The sequence below is a fragment of the Streptomyces sp. NPDC053432 genome, assembly GCF_055585365.1.
The window spans coordinates 146,282-162,582 of record NZ_JBVJKF010000009.1; the positions used below are offsets into that span (position 1 = coordinate 146,282).

A 16,301-nucleotide genomic window follows, 5' to 3' on the forward strand; every position below is an offset into this window, starting at 1 on the left:
CCCTACCGAGGAGGAACGAGAGCGTGACCTACGTCATCGCGGAGCCTTGTGTCGACGTCAAGGACAAGGCATGCATCGAAGAGTGCCCCGTCGACTGCATCTACGAGGGCCAGCGGTCCTTGTACATCCACCCGGACGAGTGCGTCGACTGTGGTGCGTGTGAGCCGGTCTGCCCGGTCGAGGCCATCTTCTACGAGGACGACACCCCGGAGGAGTGGAAGGACTACTACAAGGCGAACGTCGAGTTCTTCGACGAGCTCGGTTCGCCCGGTGGTGCCTCCAAGCTGGGCCTGATCGAGCGCGATCACCCCTTCATCGCTGCGCTGCCCGCCGGCATCAACGGCGAGCACTGACCTTCCGGTCCGAAGCGCCCCTCGGTCCCGTACGGCCTTTCCCGCCGTACGGGACCGAGGTGTTTTCCGATCCGCTACCAGCCAGTACCGAGAGAGAGCAGAGACCACCGTGGCCGCAGTATCCGACCGTCTTCCCGCCTTCCCGTGGGACAAGCTGGAGCCCTACAAGGCGACGGCGGCGGCCCACGCGGACGGCATCGTTGACCTGTCGGTCGGCACCCCCGTGGACCCGGTCCCGGAGCTGATCCAGCGCGCCCTGGTCGGCGCCGCCGACTCCCCGGGCTACCCGACCGTGTGGGGCACGCCCGCCCTGCGCGACGCGATCACCGGCTGGGTGCGCGGGCGCCTCGGCGCGAGCGCCGCCGGGCACCGCAACGTCCTGCCGGTCGTCGGCTCCAAGGAGCTGGTGGCCTGGCTGCCGACCCAGCTCGGGCTCGGCGCGGGCGACAAGGTGGCCTACCCGCGGCTCGCCTACCCCACGTACGAGGTCGGCGCGCGGCTGTGCGGCGCCGAGGCCGTCGTCTACGACGACCCGACGGAGCTGGACCCGGCCGGCGTGAAGCTGCTGTGGCTCAACTCCCCGTCCAACCCCACCGGAAAGGTCCTCTCCAAGGAGGAGCTGATCCGGATCGTGGCCTGGGCGCGCGAGCACGGCATCCTGCTCTTCAGCGACGAGTGCTACCTGGAGCTGGGCTGGGAGGCCGAGCCCGTCTCCGTCCTCCACGACGAGGTCTGCGGTGGCTCGTACGAGGGCATCGTCTCCGTCCACTCCCTCTCCAAGCGCTCCAACCTGGCGGGCTACCGCGCGGCGTTCATCGCCGGTGACCCGTCGGTCCTCGGCGAACTGCTGGAGATCCGCAAGCACGGCGGCATGATGACCCCGGCGCCCGTCCAGGCCGCCACGGTCGCCGCGCTCGGCGACGACGCGCACGTCGAGGAACAGCGGGTCCGCTACGCCGCCCGCCGCGCGGCGCTGCGCGCGGCGCTGGAGGCCCACGGCTTCCGGGTCGAGCACAGCGAGGCCAGTCTCTACCTGTGGGTGACCCGGGACGAACCCTGCTGGGACACGGTCGCCCACCTCGCGGAGCTGGGCATCCTGGTCGCGCCCGGCGACTTCTACGGCGAGGCGGGCGCCCGTTTCGTGCGCGTCGCGTTCACCGCGACCGACGAGCGGGTGGAGGCGGCGGTCAAGCGCCTCGCGGGCTGATCCGTCCCACCGCCCCGTACGCGCCCGAAGGGGCCGGGAGTTCGCACTCCCGGCCCCTTCGGGGTTCCCGCGTCCGTACGCCCGTACGGTGATCAGCCGAGCGGCACGCCACCCGGCAGGCCGCCGGGCAGCGATCCGAGCGGCAGCTCCTGCGCGCCGGGAACGGGCAGCCCGCCGAGCAGGCCGCCCGCCTGGCCGGCCACGTCGGCGGCCGGGACGGCCTTGGTGGCGGCCGTGGCCGTGGACGCGGTGTCCGCGGCCGCCGCGGTGGCGCCGGCGGTGTCCGGGGCGGCGGTCAGGGCGCCCAGCTGCTGCACGGGCTCCAGGCCGGCGGCACTGGCCGCGCCGGCCGCACCGACCACGGGCGCTGCCCCGGCTGCGACGAGCAGCGCGGCACGGGCGATCCGACGGGTCAGGGGGAGGGACATGATGCTCCTAAGCGGTAGCGGCTGAGTACGCCGTGTACAACCGCTCGTGGGGGGCCGTGAGTTGCGGAGCCCCTCGGTAAAGGATCGGTAACGCATCGTTTAATCGGCTTCCGCGAAAAGCCCATTGAATACGCGCCGACCAGGGCTTCTTCCGGTCCGGGCTCCCCTCGGCCCCTCCATGGGCTCACCCCCGCACGGGTGACGACCCGGACGCCTGACCGGGCTCCGGGGCTGGATTGCCCGCAGGGCAATTTCAGCCCGTCCGGCGTTTGAGGACCGGGGCCCGGGGCGGAGCCCCGGTTCGGGAAGGGGCGGGGTGGGGGAAGGCCCCGCGCAGCGGCCCGGTACCGGCGGGCGGGCCGGGTCGGTTCAGGCGGGTCCGGGCCGCCCGGGTCCGGGCCGCCCGGGGCAGGGCCGCGAAAGACCGGCCCGGGGGCCCGCCGGCTCAGCGGGCGGTGAAGATCCGGACGTCGTCCGGCCCCGCGCTCTGCGGGTCCCCGGAGCCCGACTTGCCCGGCACCTTGTCGACCCAGCGGCCCTTGTTCTCGCCCGCGATCCACGCCTTGCCGTCGTACCCGACCCGCGTGATGTTCAGCTTCGCCGCGTTCGCCACGGCCCAGTGCGCGAGCTCCCAGCCGCGCTGCCGGTCGACCGCGCCCTTCTTGTCCGTCACCGGCACCGCGACCTCCGTCCGGTCCGCCGGGCCGGAGCGGCCCAGTGAGGACGTCGGCGGACCGAGCTTCGGCGCCGCCGTGGGCCCGAACACCCGGGTCAGCTCCGCCTTCACCTTCTCCGGATCGCCCGAGCCCGGCCGCGGGGCGGGACCGGTGCAGGTCAGCGCTCCCGGCGCACTGCCCGTGAACGCCGCCGCCAGCAGCGTCGCGTCAGGCTCGTGCTTCGCGTACGCCTGCGGGAAACCGCTGAGCTGGACCTGCTGCGCCGCCTCCGTCAGCGGCAGCCGGGCCCAGCCACGGACCTCCTTGAGCCGGTCGTAGAAGATCCCGGCCGAGTACACGGGGTCCTGGATCTGCGCCGGCGTGCCCCAGCCCTGCGAGGGCCGCTGCTGGAACAGGCCCAGCGAGTCCCGGTCGCCGTGGTCGAGGTTGCGCAGCGCCGACTCCTGCATGGCGGTGGCCATCGCTATCGTGACCGCCCGCTCCGGCATCGGCTTGCCCGTGCCCACCACGGCGATCGTCGCGGCGTTCCCCGCCTGCTCGGGGGTCATCGAGTACGAACCGCCCTCGCCCTCGGCGCCGTCCGCGGCGCGGACGACGCAGTGCGGCGCACCCATGCCGCCCGTGGAGTCCTGCTGGACGGCGAAGTAGCCGATGACCGCGAGCAGGACGAGCAGGCCGGCGGCGGCCCGCAGCAGCCGGCGGCGGCGACGGGGGCGGGAGTGATCGCTCTGGGACACGCGGCCCACCGTACTTGAGCCACATGACGCGTCCACCGGGCGGACGTGGAAGGTTCGCCACACCCCGGGGCGTTAGGGTCAGAGGCATGTCCGAATCCGAGCTGGACCTCACCCTGGACGCCGCCGAGCTGACCGCCCGGCTCGTCGACATTCCATCCGTGAGCGGCGACGAGAAGGTGCTCGCCGACCTCGTGGAACACGCGCTGCGCGCACTGCCGCACCTCACCGTGGACCGTTTCGGAAACAACGTCGTGGCCCGCACGAACCTCGGCCGCGCCGAGCGCGTCGTACTCGCCGGCCACCTCGACACCGTGCCGATCGCCGACAACGTTCCGTCCCGACTCGACGAGAACGACGTCCTGTGGGGCTGCGGCACCACCGACATGAAGTCCGGCGTCGCCGTGCAGCTGCGCATCGCGGCCACGGTGTCCGAGCCGAACCGCGACCTCACCTTCGTCTTCTACGACCAGGAAGAGGTCGCCGCCGACCTCAACGGCCTCGGCAAGGTCGCCGAAGCCCACCCCGACTGGCTGACCGGCGACTTCGCGGTGCTCCTGGAGCCCTCCAACGCCGAGGTCGAGGGCGGCTGCCAGGGCACCCTGCGCGTACTGCTCCGCACGACCGGCGAGCGCGCCCACTCCGCCCGCAGCTGGATGGGCTCCAACGCCATCCACGCCGCCGGCCCGATCCTGGCCCGGCTGGCCGCGTACGAGCCGCGCAAGCCGGTCATCGACGGCCTGGAGTACCACGAGGGCCTGAGCGCGGTCCGCATCGAGGGCGGCGTCGCCAACAACGTCATCCCCGACGCCTGCACGGTCACGGTCAACTTCCGCTACGCCCCGGACCGCAGCGAGGCCGACGCCGTCGCGCACGTCCGTGAGGTCTTCGCGGACTGCGACATCGCCGAGTTCGTGATCGACGACTCGTCCCCCGGCGCCCTGCCCGGCCTTTCCCACCCCGCCGCCGCGGCCTTCATGGAAGCCGTCGGAGGCCACGCCATGCCGAAGTTCGGCTGGACGGACGTCTCGCGCTTCAGCGCGCTCGGCGTCCCGGCCGTGAACTACGGCCCGGGCGACGCCCTGCTGGCCCACAAGGTCGACGAGCGGGTGGAGACGAAGGCGATCCTGCACTGCGAGGAACGACTCCGTGCCTGGCTGACCGCCTGAATTCCGCTTCCCGTCACCTTCGTGCGCCTACCCTGATCCAACGATCAGCAGGAGGGAGCACATCATGGGCAACCCCGAGAGTTCCGCCCGTCGTCGGCCCGAGGAGCAGCAGCTCGGGCCGGTGCTGAGGAGGCGGAGCCAGGTGCAGGCGGGCAGTACGACGGACCAGCGGCTGCTGGACTCCGCCGGGCCCTCCGAGTGGGTGCACACCGATCCCTGGCGGGTCCTGCGCATCCAGTCGGAGTTCATCGAGGGCTTCGGCACCCTGGCCGAGCTGCCGCCCGCGATCAGCGTGTTCGGGTCGGCCCGCACCCCCGCGGGCACGGCCGAGTACGACGCGGGCGTGCGGATCGGCAGCGCGCTGGTCGACGCCGGCTTCGCGGTGATCACGGGCGGCGGTCCGGGCGCGATGGAGGCGGCCAACAAGGGCGCCCGCGAGGCGGGCGGCATCTCGGTCGGCCTCGGCATCGAGCTGCCCTTCGAGCAGGGCCTGAACCAGCACGTCGACCTGGGGCTGAACTTCCGGTACTTCTTCGTCCGCAAGACGATGTTCGTGAAGTACAGCCAGGGGTTCGTCGTCCTGCCGGGCGGTCTCGGCACCCTGGACGAGCTGTTCGAGGCGCTGACCCTGGTCCAGACGCAGAAGATCACCCGCTTCCCGATCGTGCTGTTCGGATCGGAGTACTGGAGCGGTCTGGTCGACTGGCTGCGGAACACGGTGATCGCGCAGGGCAAGGCGTCGGAGAGGGACCTGTACCTCTTCCACGTCACCGACGACGTGGACGAGGCGATCGCCCTGGTGACGAAGGAAGTAGGCAAGTAGGCCCCGCCGACGTCTGCGGCCCGGGCCCGTGCGTGCCCACTCCAGCCTCGACGGCGTTTGAGGCGGGTCTGGGGGCGGTGCCCCCACTCCAGCCCCGCCGGCGTCTGCGGCGCGGGTCCCGGCGTGCCCGCTCCAGCCTGGCCGGCGTTTGCGGCGCGGGTCCTGGCGGGGCGCGATCCAGCCTCGCCGGCGTTTGAGGCGCGGGGTCTGGGGCGGAGCCCCGGGAACGGGTCCGGGCGGAGCCCGGGGAACGGTGGAAGGGCGGGTCGGGGACCAGCTCCGCGCAGCGGCGTCGTGGCGGGCCGCCGGGGCCGGGCGCGCGCCGGGGCACCTCCTCGGGCGTCGAACCTGCGGAGGCACCGGCAAGTGCGGCGTGGTTGCGTTCGACGCCCTGCGGGGGCACCCCGGCACACACCCGCCCCCCGCCGGCGCGGGGGTGGCAGCCCGGCACACCCGCCCCCACCGGCGCGCCGGCGCCAGCCGCGGGGCACCCCCTCCGCCCCCGGAGGGAGCCGTCAGGCCAGGCCTCGGCGGGCTACCGCCGGGGGCCGGTGGCCCTGGATCGACGCGACCATGTCGAGGATCTGCCGGGTCTCGGCGACCTCGTGCACGCGGTAGACCTGCGCACCCAGCCACGCCGAGACGGCCGTCGTGGCCAGCGTGCCCAGCAGCCGTTCCTTCACCGGCCGGTCGAGCGTTTCGCCGACGAAGTCCTTGTTGGACAGGGAGACCAGCACCGGCCACCCCGTCGCCGTCATCTCGCCCAGCCGCCGCGTGGCCTCCAGCGAGTGCCGGGTGTTCTTCCCGAAGTCGTGCCCGGGGTCGATCATGATCGCGTCCCGGCGGACACCCAGCGCGGCCGCGCGTTCGGCGAGGCCGACCGTGACCTCCAGGATGTCGGCCATGACGTCCTCGTACTCGACGCGGTGCGGCCGCGTCCGCGGCTCCGCCCCGCCCGCATGGGTGCAGACCAGCCCGGCCCCGTAACGCGCGGCGACCTCGGCCAGCTTCGGATCCACCCCGCCCCACGCGTCGTTCAGCAGGTCCGCCCCGGCCTCGCACACCGCCTCGCCCACCTCGTGCCGCCAGGTGTCCACGCTGATCACCACGTCGGGGTGGCGGCGGCGGACCTCGGCGACGAAACCGACCGTGCGCCGGGCCTCCTCGGCCGCGTCCACGTGCTCGCCCGGGCCGGCCTTGACCCCGCCGATGTCGATGATCGCGGCGCCTTCGGCGACCGCCTGCTCGACCCGGTCCAGGGCCGGTTCGTCGCGGAACGTCGCGCCCTGGTCGTAGAAGGAGTCCGGGGTGCGGTTCACGATGGCCATGATCACCGGTTCATGGGTGCCGAACTCGCGCCTGCCCAGTCGCAGCATCCTGCTCTTTCCTCCTTCGGCGGCCCCCCCGCCTCATCTGCGACCTTAACCTGAGGGTCGGAGTCTCTCGTGGGGAGTGATCGTGTTCTTCTTCTTGATGATCGCGCTGGTCGTGGTCGTGGCGGCGGTCACCCTGGCGGTGATCGGCGGAGGCTCGGAGGCCGTGCTGCCGGAAGCGGAACCGGACCGGGTCGCCGACGCGCTTCCGGAGACCCGGCCCGTCGTACGGGAGGACATCGACGCGCTGCGGCTGCCCGTCGGGCCGCGCGGGTACCGGATGGCCGAGGTGGACGACGTACTGGACCGGCTGGCGGCGGAGCTGGCCGAGCGTGACGCGCGGATCGCGCAGCTGACGGCCCGGGTCGCGGCCGAACCGCAGGACGCCGTGCCGGCCGGCCAGGTCGACCTGACCAAGCACGCCGAGCGATGAGCGCCGCGGTCGCGGGCCCCGACGGGGCGCTGCGCTGCCCGTGGGCGCTGTCCACCGGGCCCACCGGGGAGTACGTCGCCTACCACGACACCGAGTGGGGCCGCCCGGTCCACGGCGACGACGCCCTGTACGAGCGGCTGTGCCTGGAGGCCTTCCAGTCGGGGCTGTCGTGGATCACGATCCTGCGGCGCCGGGAGGGCTTCCGGAAGGCCTTCGCGTCCTTCGAGATCGCGGCGGTCGCGGAGTTCGGGCCGGCGGACGCGGAGCGGCTGCTGGCGGACGAGGGGATCATCCGCAACCGGGCCAAGATCGAGGCGACGCTGGCCAACGCGAAGGTGCTCGCCGGGTGGGAGCCGGGCGAGCTGGACGCGCTGATCTGGTCGCACGCCCCGGAGGAGCCCGGACCGGCCCCGCGCACCCTCGCCGACGTCCCGGCGGTCACCGACGGGTCCGTCGCGCTGGCGAAGGCGCTGAAGAAGGCCGGGATCCGTTTCGTCGGCCCCACGACGGCCTACGCGCTGATGCAGGCCTGCGGCCTGGTCAACGACCATCTGGCCGACTGCGCCTCCCGCGAGGTCCGGGCCTCGCGGGAGACGGCCGCTCAGCGGCCCAGGTAGTTCGGCGGCTGCTTCGCGAGGAAGGCCTGGACGGCGATGGCGTGGTCCTCGGAGGCGCCCGCGCGGGTCTGCAGGACGTCCTCGTGCTCCAGTGCCTCGGCGAGGGAGTGCGAGGCACCGTAGGCCAGGGACTCCTTCAGCGCGGCGTAGGCGACGGTCGGGCCGGAGGCCAGGGCGCGGGCGACGGCCTCGGCCTCGGCGCGCAGGGACTCCGCGGGCACCAGACGGTTGGCGATGCCGAGCTCGAACGCCTCCTGGGCCTTGACCGAGCGCGGGAAGAGCAGCAGGTCGGAGGCGCGGGAGGCACCGATCAGGCGGGGCAGGGTCCAGGAGACCCCGGAGTCGGCGGTCAGCGCCACCCCGGCGAACGAGGTGTTGAACGAGGCCGTGTCGGCGACGACGCGGAAGTCCGCCGCCAGCGCGAAGCCGAAGCCGGCCCCGGCCGCGACACCGTTCACGCCGGCCACCACGGGCTTGGGCATCTCGGTGAGGGCGCGGACGATCGGGTTGTAGTGCTCCGAGACCGTGCTCATGGTCAGCGAAGTACCGGTCTCGCGGTCCGAGGCGAGGTTCCCGATGTGTTCCTTGAGGTCCTGGCCCACGCAGAAGGCCCGGTCGCCGGCCGCGGTGAGCAGCACGGCCCGCACCGCGGAGTCGGAGGCAGCCGCCAGGACCGCGTCGCGCAGGGCGACCTTGGCCTCGGTGTTCATCGCGTTCATCGCGTCCGGGCGGTTGATCGTGATGGTGGCGAGTCCGTCGGTCACTTCGTAGAGCACGCTGTCGGCCATGGCAGGGGGTCCCCCTTCGTCGCGGGCTTGACTACCGGCCGGTACCGGCCGGTGCAAGGGTCAGCATGGCGGACCGGGCGGCGCGCGCACATGTGATGTGCGTCAAAGAAAGCGCACCGCGCGAGGGCGAAGTATCGCAGGCGGGTCCCCGAAATGAGTGGTTTTGGTCGAGCGCGTTGCCGAAGCGTTCACCGTTGAGGTTGGTCATCGGGTCCTGACATGCGGGATAATGGCCGGGAAGCAATGTGTTCGATGCCGGGTACTAGGCGCCTGAATGGGGCCGTCGGCTGACGATGAGCTGGTTTCAGGAAGGGGAACGAGCATGGCGGCCATGAAGCCGCGGACGGGCGACGGCCCGCTCGAGGTCACCAAGGAGGGGCGGGGCATCGTCATGCGCGTACCGCTCGAGGGCGGCGGTCGGCTTGTCGTCGAGCTGACCCCCGACGAGGCGGACGCCCTGGGTGACGCCCTGAAGAAGGTCGTCGGCTGACCTTTCGGCACCATCAGCATTCTGCGTTCTCTGCGCTGCCCCGATCGCCCTGTGCGGTCGGGGCAGCGTTGTGTCCAGGACCTTTCTCTATCTTTCTCTTCGATCGCCGGAGATGTGCCGTGACGTTCTCGCCGCCCGCCCCGCCCGCCTTCGCGCACTGCACCCCCCGCCAGAAGGCGGCCCGGATCCTCACCGACGTGCTGGCGCCGGCGAACCTGGTTGTGGCCCTGCTCCTTCTGATCGGCTGGTTCAGCACCGGGTCCTGGACCGGCCTCGGCTGGGGGCTGCTCGCCGCCCTGTTCTGCGGGGTGGTCCCGATCGGGATCATCGTGCTCGGGGTGCGGCGGGGGGCGCTGACCGACCAGCACATACGGGTCCGGCGTCAGCGCATGGTCCCGATGGCGCTGAGCCTGGTCTCCGTCGCCGCCGGGATCACGCTGCTGTACGCGCTCGGCGCCCCGGCGGACGTCTTCGCGCTCGTCGTCGCGATGCTCGTGGGGCTGGTCTCGTCCCTGGCGGTGACGGCGGGCTGGCAGATATCCATCCACATGTCGGTGGCCGGCGGCACCGTGATGATATTGCTGCTCGCCTTCGGGCCGGTGGCGCTCCCGGCGGCCCTGCCCGCCGCCGCCGTCGCCTGGTCGCGGCTGGTGCTGAAGGCGCACACCCCGGCCCAGCTCATCGCGGGCACCGCGCTGGGCGGCACGGCGGCCCTGACCTTCGCCCTGCTGCGCTGACGGGTCCGGCGGCCCGGGCCCACGCGCTCAGCGGCGTACGGCGCACAGCAGCCCGTCGCCCACCGGGAGCAGCGCGGACTCCAGCGCCGGGCTCTCCCGGACGCTCCGCAGCAGCTCGCGGACGCGGAGCACCTCGACGGGCTGGGCCGCGGAGTCGACCGTGCGTCCGTCGGAGAAGACCCCCTCGAAGCAGACCAGTCCGCCGGGGCGCAGCAGGCGCAACGATTCAGCGAGGTAGTCGAGGGACTCGGTCGGGTCCCCGTCGCAGAAGACGAGGTCGTACCCGCCGTCCGCGAGCCGCGGCAGCACGTCGAGGGCGCGGCCCGGGATGAAGCGGGCGCGGTTGCCGGCGAAACCGGCGGCGCGGAAGGCCTGGCGGGCGAAGGCCTGCCGGTCCGGTTCGGGATCCACCGTGGTCAGGACCCCGTCGGGGCGCATGCCGTGGAGGAGGTGGATGCCGGAGACGCCGGTGCCGGTGCCGATCTCGGCGACCGCCTTGGCATCCGCGGTGGCGGCCAGCAGGCGCAGCGCGGCCCCGGTGCCGGGGGAGACGGAGCGCAGGCCCGCTTCCCTGGACCGGTCGCGGGCCCATCGCAGAGCGTCGTCCTCGGCGACGAACGCGTCGGCGAAAGCCCAGCTCGTCTGCCGGTTGCCGGTAATGACCCTCTCCTGTCCCCATAGTTGGCGCAACGGTGACTGTATCCGTTGACGTCGGGAACCCGCAGATGGGACCGGGCGTTGTGAAGGGTGGAGACGGGATCAGAAGGGGCGCTGCCGGGCAGATCGACGGCCTCGGCCCCTCTGTGACCTAAGACCCGCGTAAAGATACTGCAAAAAGGCTTATCCGGAGCTGACAGAGGGGGTGGCTATGGTAGGGACTCCGCTGGACACCACCAGAGCCGACAGGGGAGGTGCGGCTGCGCCTGTGGATCGTAGGGGCGTGTTCAGACGTCTCTTCCGGTCGGCCGGTGAGCCGAAATCCGTGACCTACATTGCTGACAGCTTCCACACCGCCACCGCAACCACCGCGACCTTCGCCGACGATGCGGGCTCGCAGGCGTGGACCCCTCCCTCATGGGAGGAGATCGTCAGCACGCACAGCGCGCGGGTCTACCGCCTCGCCTACCGTCTGACGGGCAACCAGCACGACGCCGAGGACCTGACCCAGGAGGTCTTCGTCCGCGTCTTCCGCTCGCTGTCCACCTACACGCCGGGCACGTTCGAGGGCTGGCTGCACCGCATCACCACGAACCTGTTCCTGGACATGGTCCGCCGCAAGCAGCGGATCCGCTTCGACGCGCTCGGCGACGACGCCGCCGAGCGGCTGCCGAGCCGCGAGCCCTCCCCGCAGCAGGTTCTGCACGACACCCACTTCGACGCCGACGTCCAGCAGGCGCTGGACACCCTCGCCCCCGAGTTCCGCGCCGCCGTCGTGCTCTGCGACATCGAGGGCCTCTCGTACGAGGAGATCGCCGCGACCCTCGGCGTGAAGCTCGGAACCGTCCGCAGCCGTATCCACCGCGGCCGTTCACACCTGCGCAAGGAGCTCAAGCACCGGTCCCCCGAAGTCCGCGCGCAGCAGCGCGCGCTGGCGGGGGCGGCGGTGGGTGCGCCCGGTGCCGGGGGAGAGGGCGGAGCCGAGTGAGCGCAGCCGGACCGTCCCCCGCCGAGCACCACCTGGGCGACAGGCTCGCCGCCCTGGTGGACGGGGAGTTGAAGCACGACGCCCGCGAGCGCGTGCTGGCCCATCTGGCCACGTGTGCCAGGTGCAAGGCCGAGGCCGACGCACAGCGCCGGCTGAAGAGCATGTTCGTGGAGAGCGCGCCGCCGCCGCTGTCCGCCGGTCTGCTGGCACGGCTGCAGGGGCTGCCGGGCGGCGGTCCCGACGGGCCGCCGGGCCCCCCGGGACCGAGCGGCGGACGGGGTCCGGCCGCCCCCGCGGCGGAGCAGCAGGCCGATCCGTTCGGCTCGTTCGCGTACGCCCTGGCCCGGTCGGGCGTCCCGCCGCAGCCGCACGGTTTCCGCATCCACGAAGTCGCGCGTCCGCGCCGCCGGTTCGCCTACGTCGCGGCGGGAGCGGTGTCGCTGGCCGCGCTCGCCCTGGGCGGGACGCTGCCGATGGAGAACGCCGACCCGACCGTCCGGGGTGAGCAGCCCGCGCCCGCCTCCCGGCCCGGCCCCGTGGTCTCCGTCGCCGACGCCTCGGTCCGCGACCGGGTGCCTCCGACCCCCATGGGCCCGACCCTGCTGTCGACCCTCGCGACCCCGCTGCCGCCGCTGCACCCGAGCCCGTCGGCAACGCCCCGACCGGTCTCCCTGCTGCGCTGACCCGCGACCTGGTTGAATCTGCGGCACATGCGCATAGGCAGGCGGGGAGCGCCCATGGCCGACAGGCAGCAGACCGAACCGGCTCCGCAGTGGTGGAGCCGGCCCGAGGGCACGGCCGGAGGCCGCCACGACACGGTCCCGGCACCCAGGCCCGAGAGCGGGTCCGAAGGGGCGTCCGAGGGCGAGGGCGAGGGCGTGGGCGCGGAGACGGACGGCACGGGCGGGGAACCGGAGCCGTCCCGCCCGGTCCGCTACGACCCGTGGAGCGCCCAGCCCCTCCAGGCACCCCTCCAGGTGGTGGACCGGGGCCGGGAACGGCGCGGGCTCGGGCTCTGGCAGGCCGTCGCCCTCAGCGTGGGCACCGCCCTCCTCGCGGGCGGCGTCGGCGGCTACCTCGGCGTGCTCGCCGAGCGGCAGAGCAGCACCCGCCTGGAGCTGCCCCAGGCGGGGGTCGCGGACACGGGCCGGGCCCCCGACAGCGTGGCCGGGATCGCGGCCACCGCACTGCCCGGGGTGGTGACCCTCCACGTGCGCGGCGCCAAGGGCGGCGGGACGGGCACCGGTTTCGTACTCGACCAGCAGGGCCACATCCTGACCAACAACCACGTCGTCGCCGACTCCAAGGAGATAGCGGTCACCTTCAGCACCGGCGAGAGCGTCACCGCCGAGCTGGTCGGCCGCGACTCCGGATACGACCTGGCCGTGGTCAAGGTCAGCGGGGTGCGCGGGCTCCAGCCGCTGAGCCTCGGCAACTCCGAGAACGTGAAGGTCGGCGACCCGGTGGTGGCCATCGGCGCCCCCTTCGACCTGTCCAACACCGTCACCGCCGGCATCATCAGCGCCACCGGGCGGCCCGTCACCGCGGGCGGGGACAAGGGCGACGGCAGCGACATCAGCTACGTCGACGCCCTCCAGACCGACGCCCCCATCAACCCGGGGAACTCCGGTGGCCCCCTCCTCGACGCCAAGGCCCACGTGGTCGGTATCAACAGCGCCATCCGGGGCGCCGACAAGGACGATCCCGAGCGGCAGGGCGGCTCCATCGGCCTCGGCTTCGCCATCCCCATCAACCAGGGCAAGCGCGTCGCCGAGGAACTCATCCGCACCGGCCACGCCACCCACCCCGTGATCGGCGTCACCCTCGACATGGAGTACACGGGCGACGGAGCCCGGGTCGGGGACAAGGGCGAGGACGGCAAGCCCTCCGTGGTCTCCGGCGGGCCCGGCGCCCGTGCCGGCATCAGGGCCGGCGACGTGATCACCAAGGTGGACGGACAGCGCGTGCGCGGCGGCGACGAACTGATCATCAAGATCAGGTCCCACCGCCCGGGCGACAAGCTCACCCTGACCGTGCGGCGCGGCGGCCGGGAGGAAACCCTGGAGGTCGTCCTCGGGTCGGCGAACGGCTCGTGAGCACCGCGTGACGGGCGGGTGAAACCAGTACGGGGCGAGCACGCAGGTATGGGCGTGCGGACGAGGGCGGGTACCGTGTGTGCGGGCCCGCAGTGAGAGAGACCGAGGAGCGGCAGGGTGTTCAACGACATAGGCGCACTCGAACTCGTCACGATCGTGGTGCTCGCGATCCTGGTCTTCGGTCCGGACAAGCTGCCCAAGGTGATCCAGGACGTCTCCGGCTTCATCCGGAAGGTCCGCGCGTTCTCCGACAGCGCCAAGCAGGACATCCGCTCCGAACTCGGACCGGAGTTCAAGGACTTCGAGTTCGAGGACCTGAACCCGAAGACCTTCATCCGCAAGCAGCTGACCGAGAACGAGGACCTCAAGGAGATCCGCAGCAGCTTCGACCTCCGCAAGGAGCTGAACGACGTCACCGACGCCGTGAACAGCAGGGAGCCCGAAGCGGCCGTCGCCCCGGCGAGTGCCTCCGCCACGCCCGCCGGCACCGGTCCCGACCTGCTGAAGAAGCCCGCTTCCCCGGCCGCCGAGCAGCGCGCGCGCTTCGACGCCGACGCCACGTAGGGGCTGCGCCTGCCCGCCGATCCCGGGTCCGGTGGCTATCCTCCATCTGTCCGGATGTAGGACGCCCGAGGGGGGCGGGCCGTTCCGGACCCCACGGAACGAGAGGCCGCCCCATGGAGACGACGAGCAGCAGCCGGGTAGGTGCGCAGACCGCCGAGGCCGCCGCGCCCGCGCCCGCCCCAGCCGCCGAACCCGCGCAGGATCCGCAGAACGCCCAGCAACAGCCGCAGCAGGCGGCGCAGCAGCCGGCGCAGCCGCAGGAGGGCGCCGCGCCCGTCCCGGCCGCCCGCCGGACCGCCGAGGGCTACCTGCGGGCCGAGTTCCCCTGGTACGGGCTGGACGGCGCCTTCACCGGCCCCCGCTGGCTCATGCAGGTCGGCACCGGCGCCGACGGCACCGTGGAGCACGGCTCCACCGGCCACGGCGACGAGCCGTCCGCGCGGGGTGAGATCGCCACCGGCGAGAAGGAGCGCTTCGCGGTGGTCGTCACCGTCGCGAGCAACCCGCTGCGCCGCAGCGGGGACGGCACCGGCGTCCTGGAGGCCACCTCGGTCTCCTCGGCGGCCTGGCTCGCCGGCTCCGGGCTGCTGGCGTACAGCTGGCCGGGCCAGATGGACCACGCACTGCGCAACGACTGGCTCGACCAGCAGACGGAGGCGGCGTGGGAGCTCGCCGACGATCTGGAGGGCGAGGACTGGTCGATGCTGTCGCTGCCGGTGGACGGGGAGCCGACGCCGTTCCACTACCGCGAGTCGGAGTTCGGGTGGGTGCTCGCCGGGTCCACGCGGGGCGGCGTCCATCTCGGCGCGTACGGGCGGGGGATGAGCGCGTACGGGCTGGGGTTCTCGGTGATCTCGGACCTCGGCGCGTACGAGTAGTCCGGGTTCGTACGAGTAGTCCGGGTCACGGACCGGGTACGGCAAAGGGCACCGCTGGTCGGCGGTGCCCTTTTCGCCGCGCCGCCCGTGAGGGGCGACCGGGGGTGCTAGAACTTGTTCTTCGGGGTGATGCCCAGGGACATGCCCGAGAGGCCCCGGGCCCGGCCGCCCAGTTTGCCCGCGATCGCGCGCAGGGCCGCGCCGGCCGGGGAGTCGGGGTCGGCCAGGACGACCGGCTTGCCCTCGTCGCCGCCCTCGCGCAGACGCACGTCGATCGGGATGGAGCCGAGCACCGGGACGGTCGCGCCGACCGTCTTCGTCAGGCCGTCGGCCACCTTCTGGCCACCGCCCGAGCCGAACACGTCGACCATCTCGTCGCAGTGCGGGCACGGCAGGCCCGACATGTTCTCGACGACGCCGACGATCTTCTGGTGGGTCTGCACGGCGATCGAGCCGGCCCGCTCCGCGACCTCGGCCGCGGCCTGCTGCGGGGTGGTGACCACGAGGATCTCGGCGTTCGGGACCAGCTGCGCCACCGAGATGGCGATGTCGCCCGTACCCGGCGGGAGGTCCAGCAGCAGCACGTCCAGGTCGCCCCAGAACACGTCCGCCAGGAACTGCTGGAGCGCGCGGTGCAGCATCGGGCCGCGCCACACCACCGGCGCGTTGCCCGGGGTGAACATGCCGATGGAGATGACCTTCACGCCGTTCGCGGACGGCGGCATGATCATGTTCTCGACCTGGGTGGGACGGCCGTCGACGCCCAGCATGCGCGGCACGCTGTGGCCGTAGATGTCCGCGTCGACCACGCCGACCTTCAGGCCGTCCGCCGCCATCGCGGCGGCGAGGTTGACGGTGACCGAGGACTTGCCCACGCCGCCCTTGCCGGACGCGACCGCGTACACACGCGTCAGCGAGCCCGGCTTGGCGAAGGGCACCTCGCGCTCGGCGGTGCCGCCGCGCAGGGTGGCCGCCAGCTCCTTGCGCTGCTCGTCGCTCATCACGTCCAGGGTGACCGCGACGGAGGTCACGCCCGCGACCTTCCCGACGGCCTCGGTGACCAGCTGGGTGATGGTCTCGCGCATGGGACAGCCCGACACGGTCAGGTAGACGGTGACGGCGACCGCGCCGCCATCGCCGATCTCCACCGATTTCACCATGCCGAGTTCGGTGATCGGCCGGTGGATCTCGGGGTCGTTCACCGTCGCCAGCGCGTCCAGGATCGCGTCCTGCTCGGGCACGGCGGCCTCGGCGGCGGAGCTTGTGTCGGTAGCCATGCCCCGATGGTA

At 72.7% G+C, this 16,301-nt stretch carries 19 protein-coding genes; 13 read left to right on the forward strand and 6 right to left on the reverse strand.

Going from position 1 to position 16,301, the window contains the following annotated elements:
- Positions 1-23 precede the first annotated feature (23 nt).
- Together fdxA and dapC are read left to right on the forward strand one after the other, a co-directional pair.
- On the forward strand, positions 24-353 hold the full coding sequence (fdxA, locus tag ACZ6Y1_RS17355; RefSeq protein ID WP_030713714.1) for a ferredoxin: 330 nt from the start codon (positions 24-26) through the stop codon (positions 351-353).
- Between the two features lie 109 nt (positions 354-462).
- Positions 463-1,560 carry a succinyldiaminopimelate transaminase gene (gene dapC / locus ACZ6Y1_RS17360; RefSeq protein ID WP_469629579.1) on the forward strand — a complete coding sequence of 366 codons (1,098 nt, stop codon included), beginning with the start codon at positions 463-465 and terminating at the stop codon, positions 1,558-1,560.
- A 92-nt stretch (positions 1,561-1,652) separates the two neighbouring features.
- Here the strand turns inward: dapC and ACZ6Y1_RS17365 are convergent, their stop codons facing one another.
- Both ACZ6Y1_RS17365 and ACZ6Y1_RS17370 read right to left on the reverse strand, forming a co-directional pair.
- Positions 1,653-1,988 (reverse strand): ATP-binding protein, encoded by a 336-nt coding sequence (locus ACZ6Y1_RS17365; RefSeq protein ID WP_469629582.1) that lies wholly within the window; start codon positions 1,986-1,988, stop codon positions 1,653-1,655.
- Between the two features lie 445 nt (positions 1,989-2,433).
- Complete coding sequence (locus ACZ6Y1_RS17370; protein WP_469629584.1) at positions 2,434-3,402, reverse strand: hypothetical protein; 969 nt, start codon at positions 3,400-3,402, stop codon at positions 2,434-2,436.
- Between the two features lie 86 nt (positions 3,403-3,488).
- Here ACZ6Y1_RS17370 and dapE point away from each other — a divergent pair, with 86 nt between their 5' ends.
- Together dapE and ACZ6Y1_RS17380 are read left to right on the forward strand one after the other, a co-directional pair.
- Complete coding sequence (gene dapE / locus ACZ6Y1_RS17375; protein WP_469629585.1) at positions 3,489-4,568, forward strand: succinyl-diaminopimelate desuccinylase; 1,080 nt, start codon at positions 3,489-3,491, stop codon at positions 4,566-4,568.
- A 64-nt stretch (positions 4,569-4,632) separates the two neighbouring features.
- A complete protein-coding gene (locus tag ACZ6Y1_RS17380) occupies positions 4,633-5,391 on the forward strand; it encodes an LOG family protein (RefSeq protein ID WP_469629587.1) in 759 nt (252 codons plus the stop codon).
- Positions 5,392-5,906: 515 nt separating this feature from the next.
- Here ACZ6Y1_RS17380 and folP read toward each other — a convergent pair.
- Positions 5,907-6,767, reverse strand: coding sequence for a dihydropteroate synthase (gene folP / locus ACZ6Y1_RS17385; RefSeq protein ID WP_469629589.1), 861 nt, complete (start codon positions 6,765-6,767; stop codon positions 5,907-5,909).
- Positions 6,768-6,843: 76 nt separating this feature from the next.
- Between folP and ACZ6Y1_RS17390 the strand changes: the two genes are divergently transcribed.
- Together ACZ6Y1_RS17390 and ACZ6Y1_RS17395 are read left to right on the forward strand one after the other, a co-directional pair.
- On the forward strand, positions 6,844-7,197 hold the full coding sequence (locus tag ACZ6Y1_RS17390; protein ID WP_469629592.1) for a DivIVA domain-containing protein: 354 nt from the start codon (positions 6,844-6,846) through the stop codon (positions 7,195-7,197).
- Positions 7,194-7,814: a DNA-3-methyladenine glycosylase I gene (locus ACZ6Y1_RS17395; RefSeq protein ID WP_469629595.1), complete on the forward strand. Its 621-nt coding sequence runs from the start codon at positions 7,194-7,196 to the stop codon at positions 7,812-7,814. The genes ACZ6Y1_RS17390 and ACZ6Y1_RS17395 overlap by 4 nt, the downstream gene beginning before the upstream one ends.
- Here the strand turns inward: ACZ6Y1_RS17395 and chcB are convergent.
- Complete coding sequence (gene chcB / locus ACZ6Y1_RS17400; RefSeq protein WP_469629598.1) at positions 7,799-8,602, reverse strand: 2-cyclohexenylcarbonyl CoA isomerase; 804 nt, start codon at positions 8,600-8,602, stop codon at positions 7,799-7,801. The two genes, ACZ6Y1_RS17395 and chcB, sit on opposite strands and share 16 nt — an antisense overlap.
- 322 nt (positions 8,603-8,924) lie before the next feature.
- Between chcB and ACZ6Y1_RS17405 the strand changes: the two genes are divergently transcribed.
- Positions 8,925-9,092 (forward strand): DUF3117 domain-containing protein, encoded by a 168-nt coding sequence (locus ACZ6Y1_RS17405; protein ID WP_003966491.1) that lies wholly within the window; start codon positions 8,925-8,927, stop codon positions 9,090-9,092.
- A gap of 119 nt (positions 9,093-9,211) precedes the next feature.
- The gene (locus ACZ6Y1_RS17410) at positions 9,212-9,829 is read left to right on the forward strand and encodes a hypothetical protein (RefSeq protein ID WP_469629601.1); all 618 of its coding nucleotides are present in this window, start codon (positions 9,212-9,214) and stop codon (positions 9,827-9,829) included.
- Positions 9,830-9,856: 27 nt separating this feature from the next.
- Here the strand turns inward: ACZ6Y1_RS17410 and ACZ6Y1_RS17415 are convergent, their stop codons facing one another.
- A complete protein-coding gene (locus tag ACZ6Y1_RS17415; protein ID WP_360867549.1) occupies positions 9,857-10,519 on the reverse strand; it encodes an O-methyltransferase in 663 nt (220 codons plus the stop codon).
- Between the two features lie 178 nt (positions 10,520-10,697).
- Between ACZ6Y1_RS17415 and sigE the strand changes: the two genes are divergently transcribed.
- From sigE to ACZ6Y1_RS17440, 5 genes are all read left to right on the forward strand, one after another.
- Positions 10,698-11,474, forward strand: coding sequence for an RNA polymerase sigma factor SigE (gene sigE / locus ACZ6Y1_RS17420; RefSeq protein WP_469629604.1), 777 nt, complete (start codon positions 10,698-10,700; stop codon positions 11,472-11,474).
- On the forward strand, positions 11,471-12,157 hold the full coding sequence (locus ACZ6Y1_RS17425; protein WP_469629608.1) for a zf-HC2 domain-containing protein: 687 nt from the start codon (positions 11,471-11,473) through the stop codon (positions 12,155-12,157). Before sigE ends, ACZ6Y1_RS17425 begins: the two co-directional genes overlap by 4 nt.
- Positions 12,158-12,211: 54 nt before the next feature.
- Positions 12,212-13,570 carry a S1C family serine protease gene (locus ACZ6Y1_RS17430; RefSeq protein ID WP_469629611.1) on the forward strand — a complete coding sequence of 453 codons (1,359 nt, stop codon included), beginning with the start codon at positions 12,212-12,214 and terminating at the stop codon, positions 13,568-13,570.
- Positions 13,571-13,687: 117 nt separating this feature from the next.
- Positions 13,688-14,134 (forward strand): sec-independent translocase, encoded by a 447-nt coding sequence (locus ACZ6Y1_RS17435; protein ID WP_469629614.1) that lies wholly within the window; start codon positions 13,688-13,690, stop codon positions 14,132-14,134.
- Positions 14,135-14,247: 113 nt separating this feature from the next.
- The gene (locus ACZ6Y1_RS17440) at positions 14,248-15,012 is read left to right on the forward strand and encodes a hypothetical protein (protein WP_469629617.1); all 765 of its coding nucleotides are present in this window, start codon (positions 14,248-14,250) and stop codon (positions 15,010-15,012) included.
- Between the two features lie 107 nt (positions 15,013-15,119).
- On the opposite strand, the gene ACZ6Y1_RS17445 is transcribed toward ACZ6Y1_RS17440, so the two are convergent.
- Positions 15,120-16,289, reverse strand: a complete 1,170-nt coding sequence (locus tag ACZ6Y1_RS17445; protein WP_469629620.1) for an Mrp/NBP35 family ATP-binding protein — start codon at positions 16,287-16,289, stop codon at positions 15,120-15,122.
- Positions 16,290-16,301: the final 12 nt, after the last annotated feature.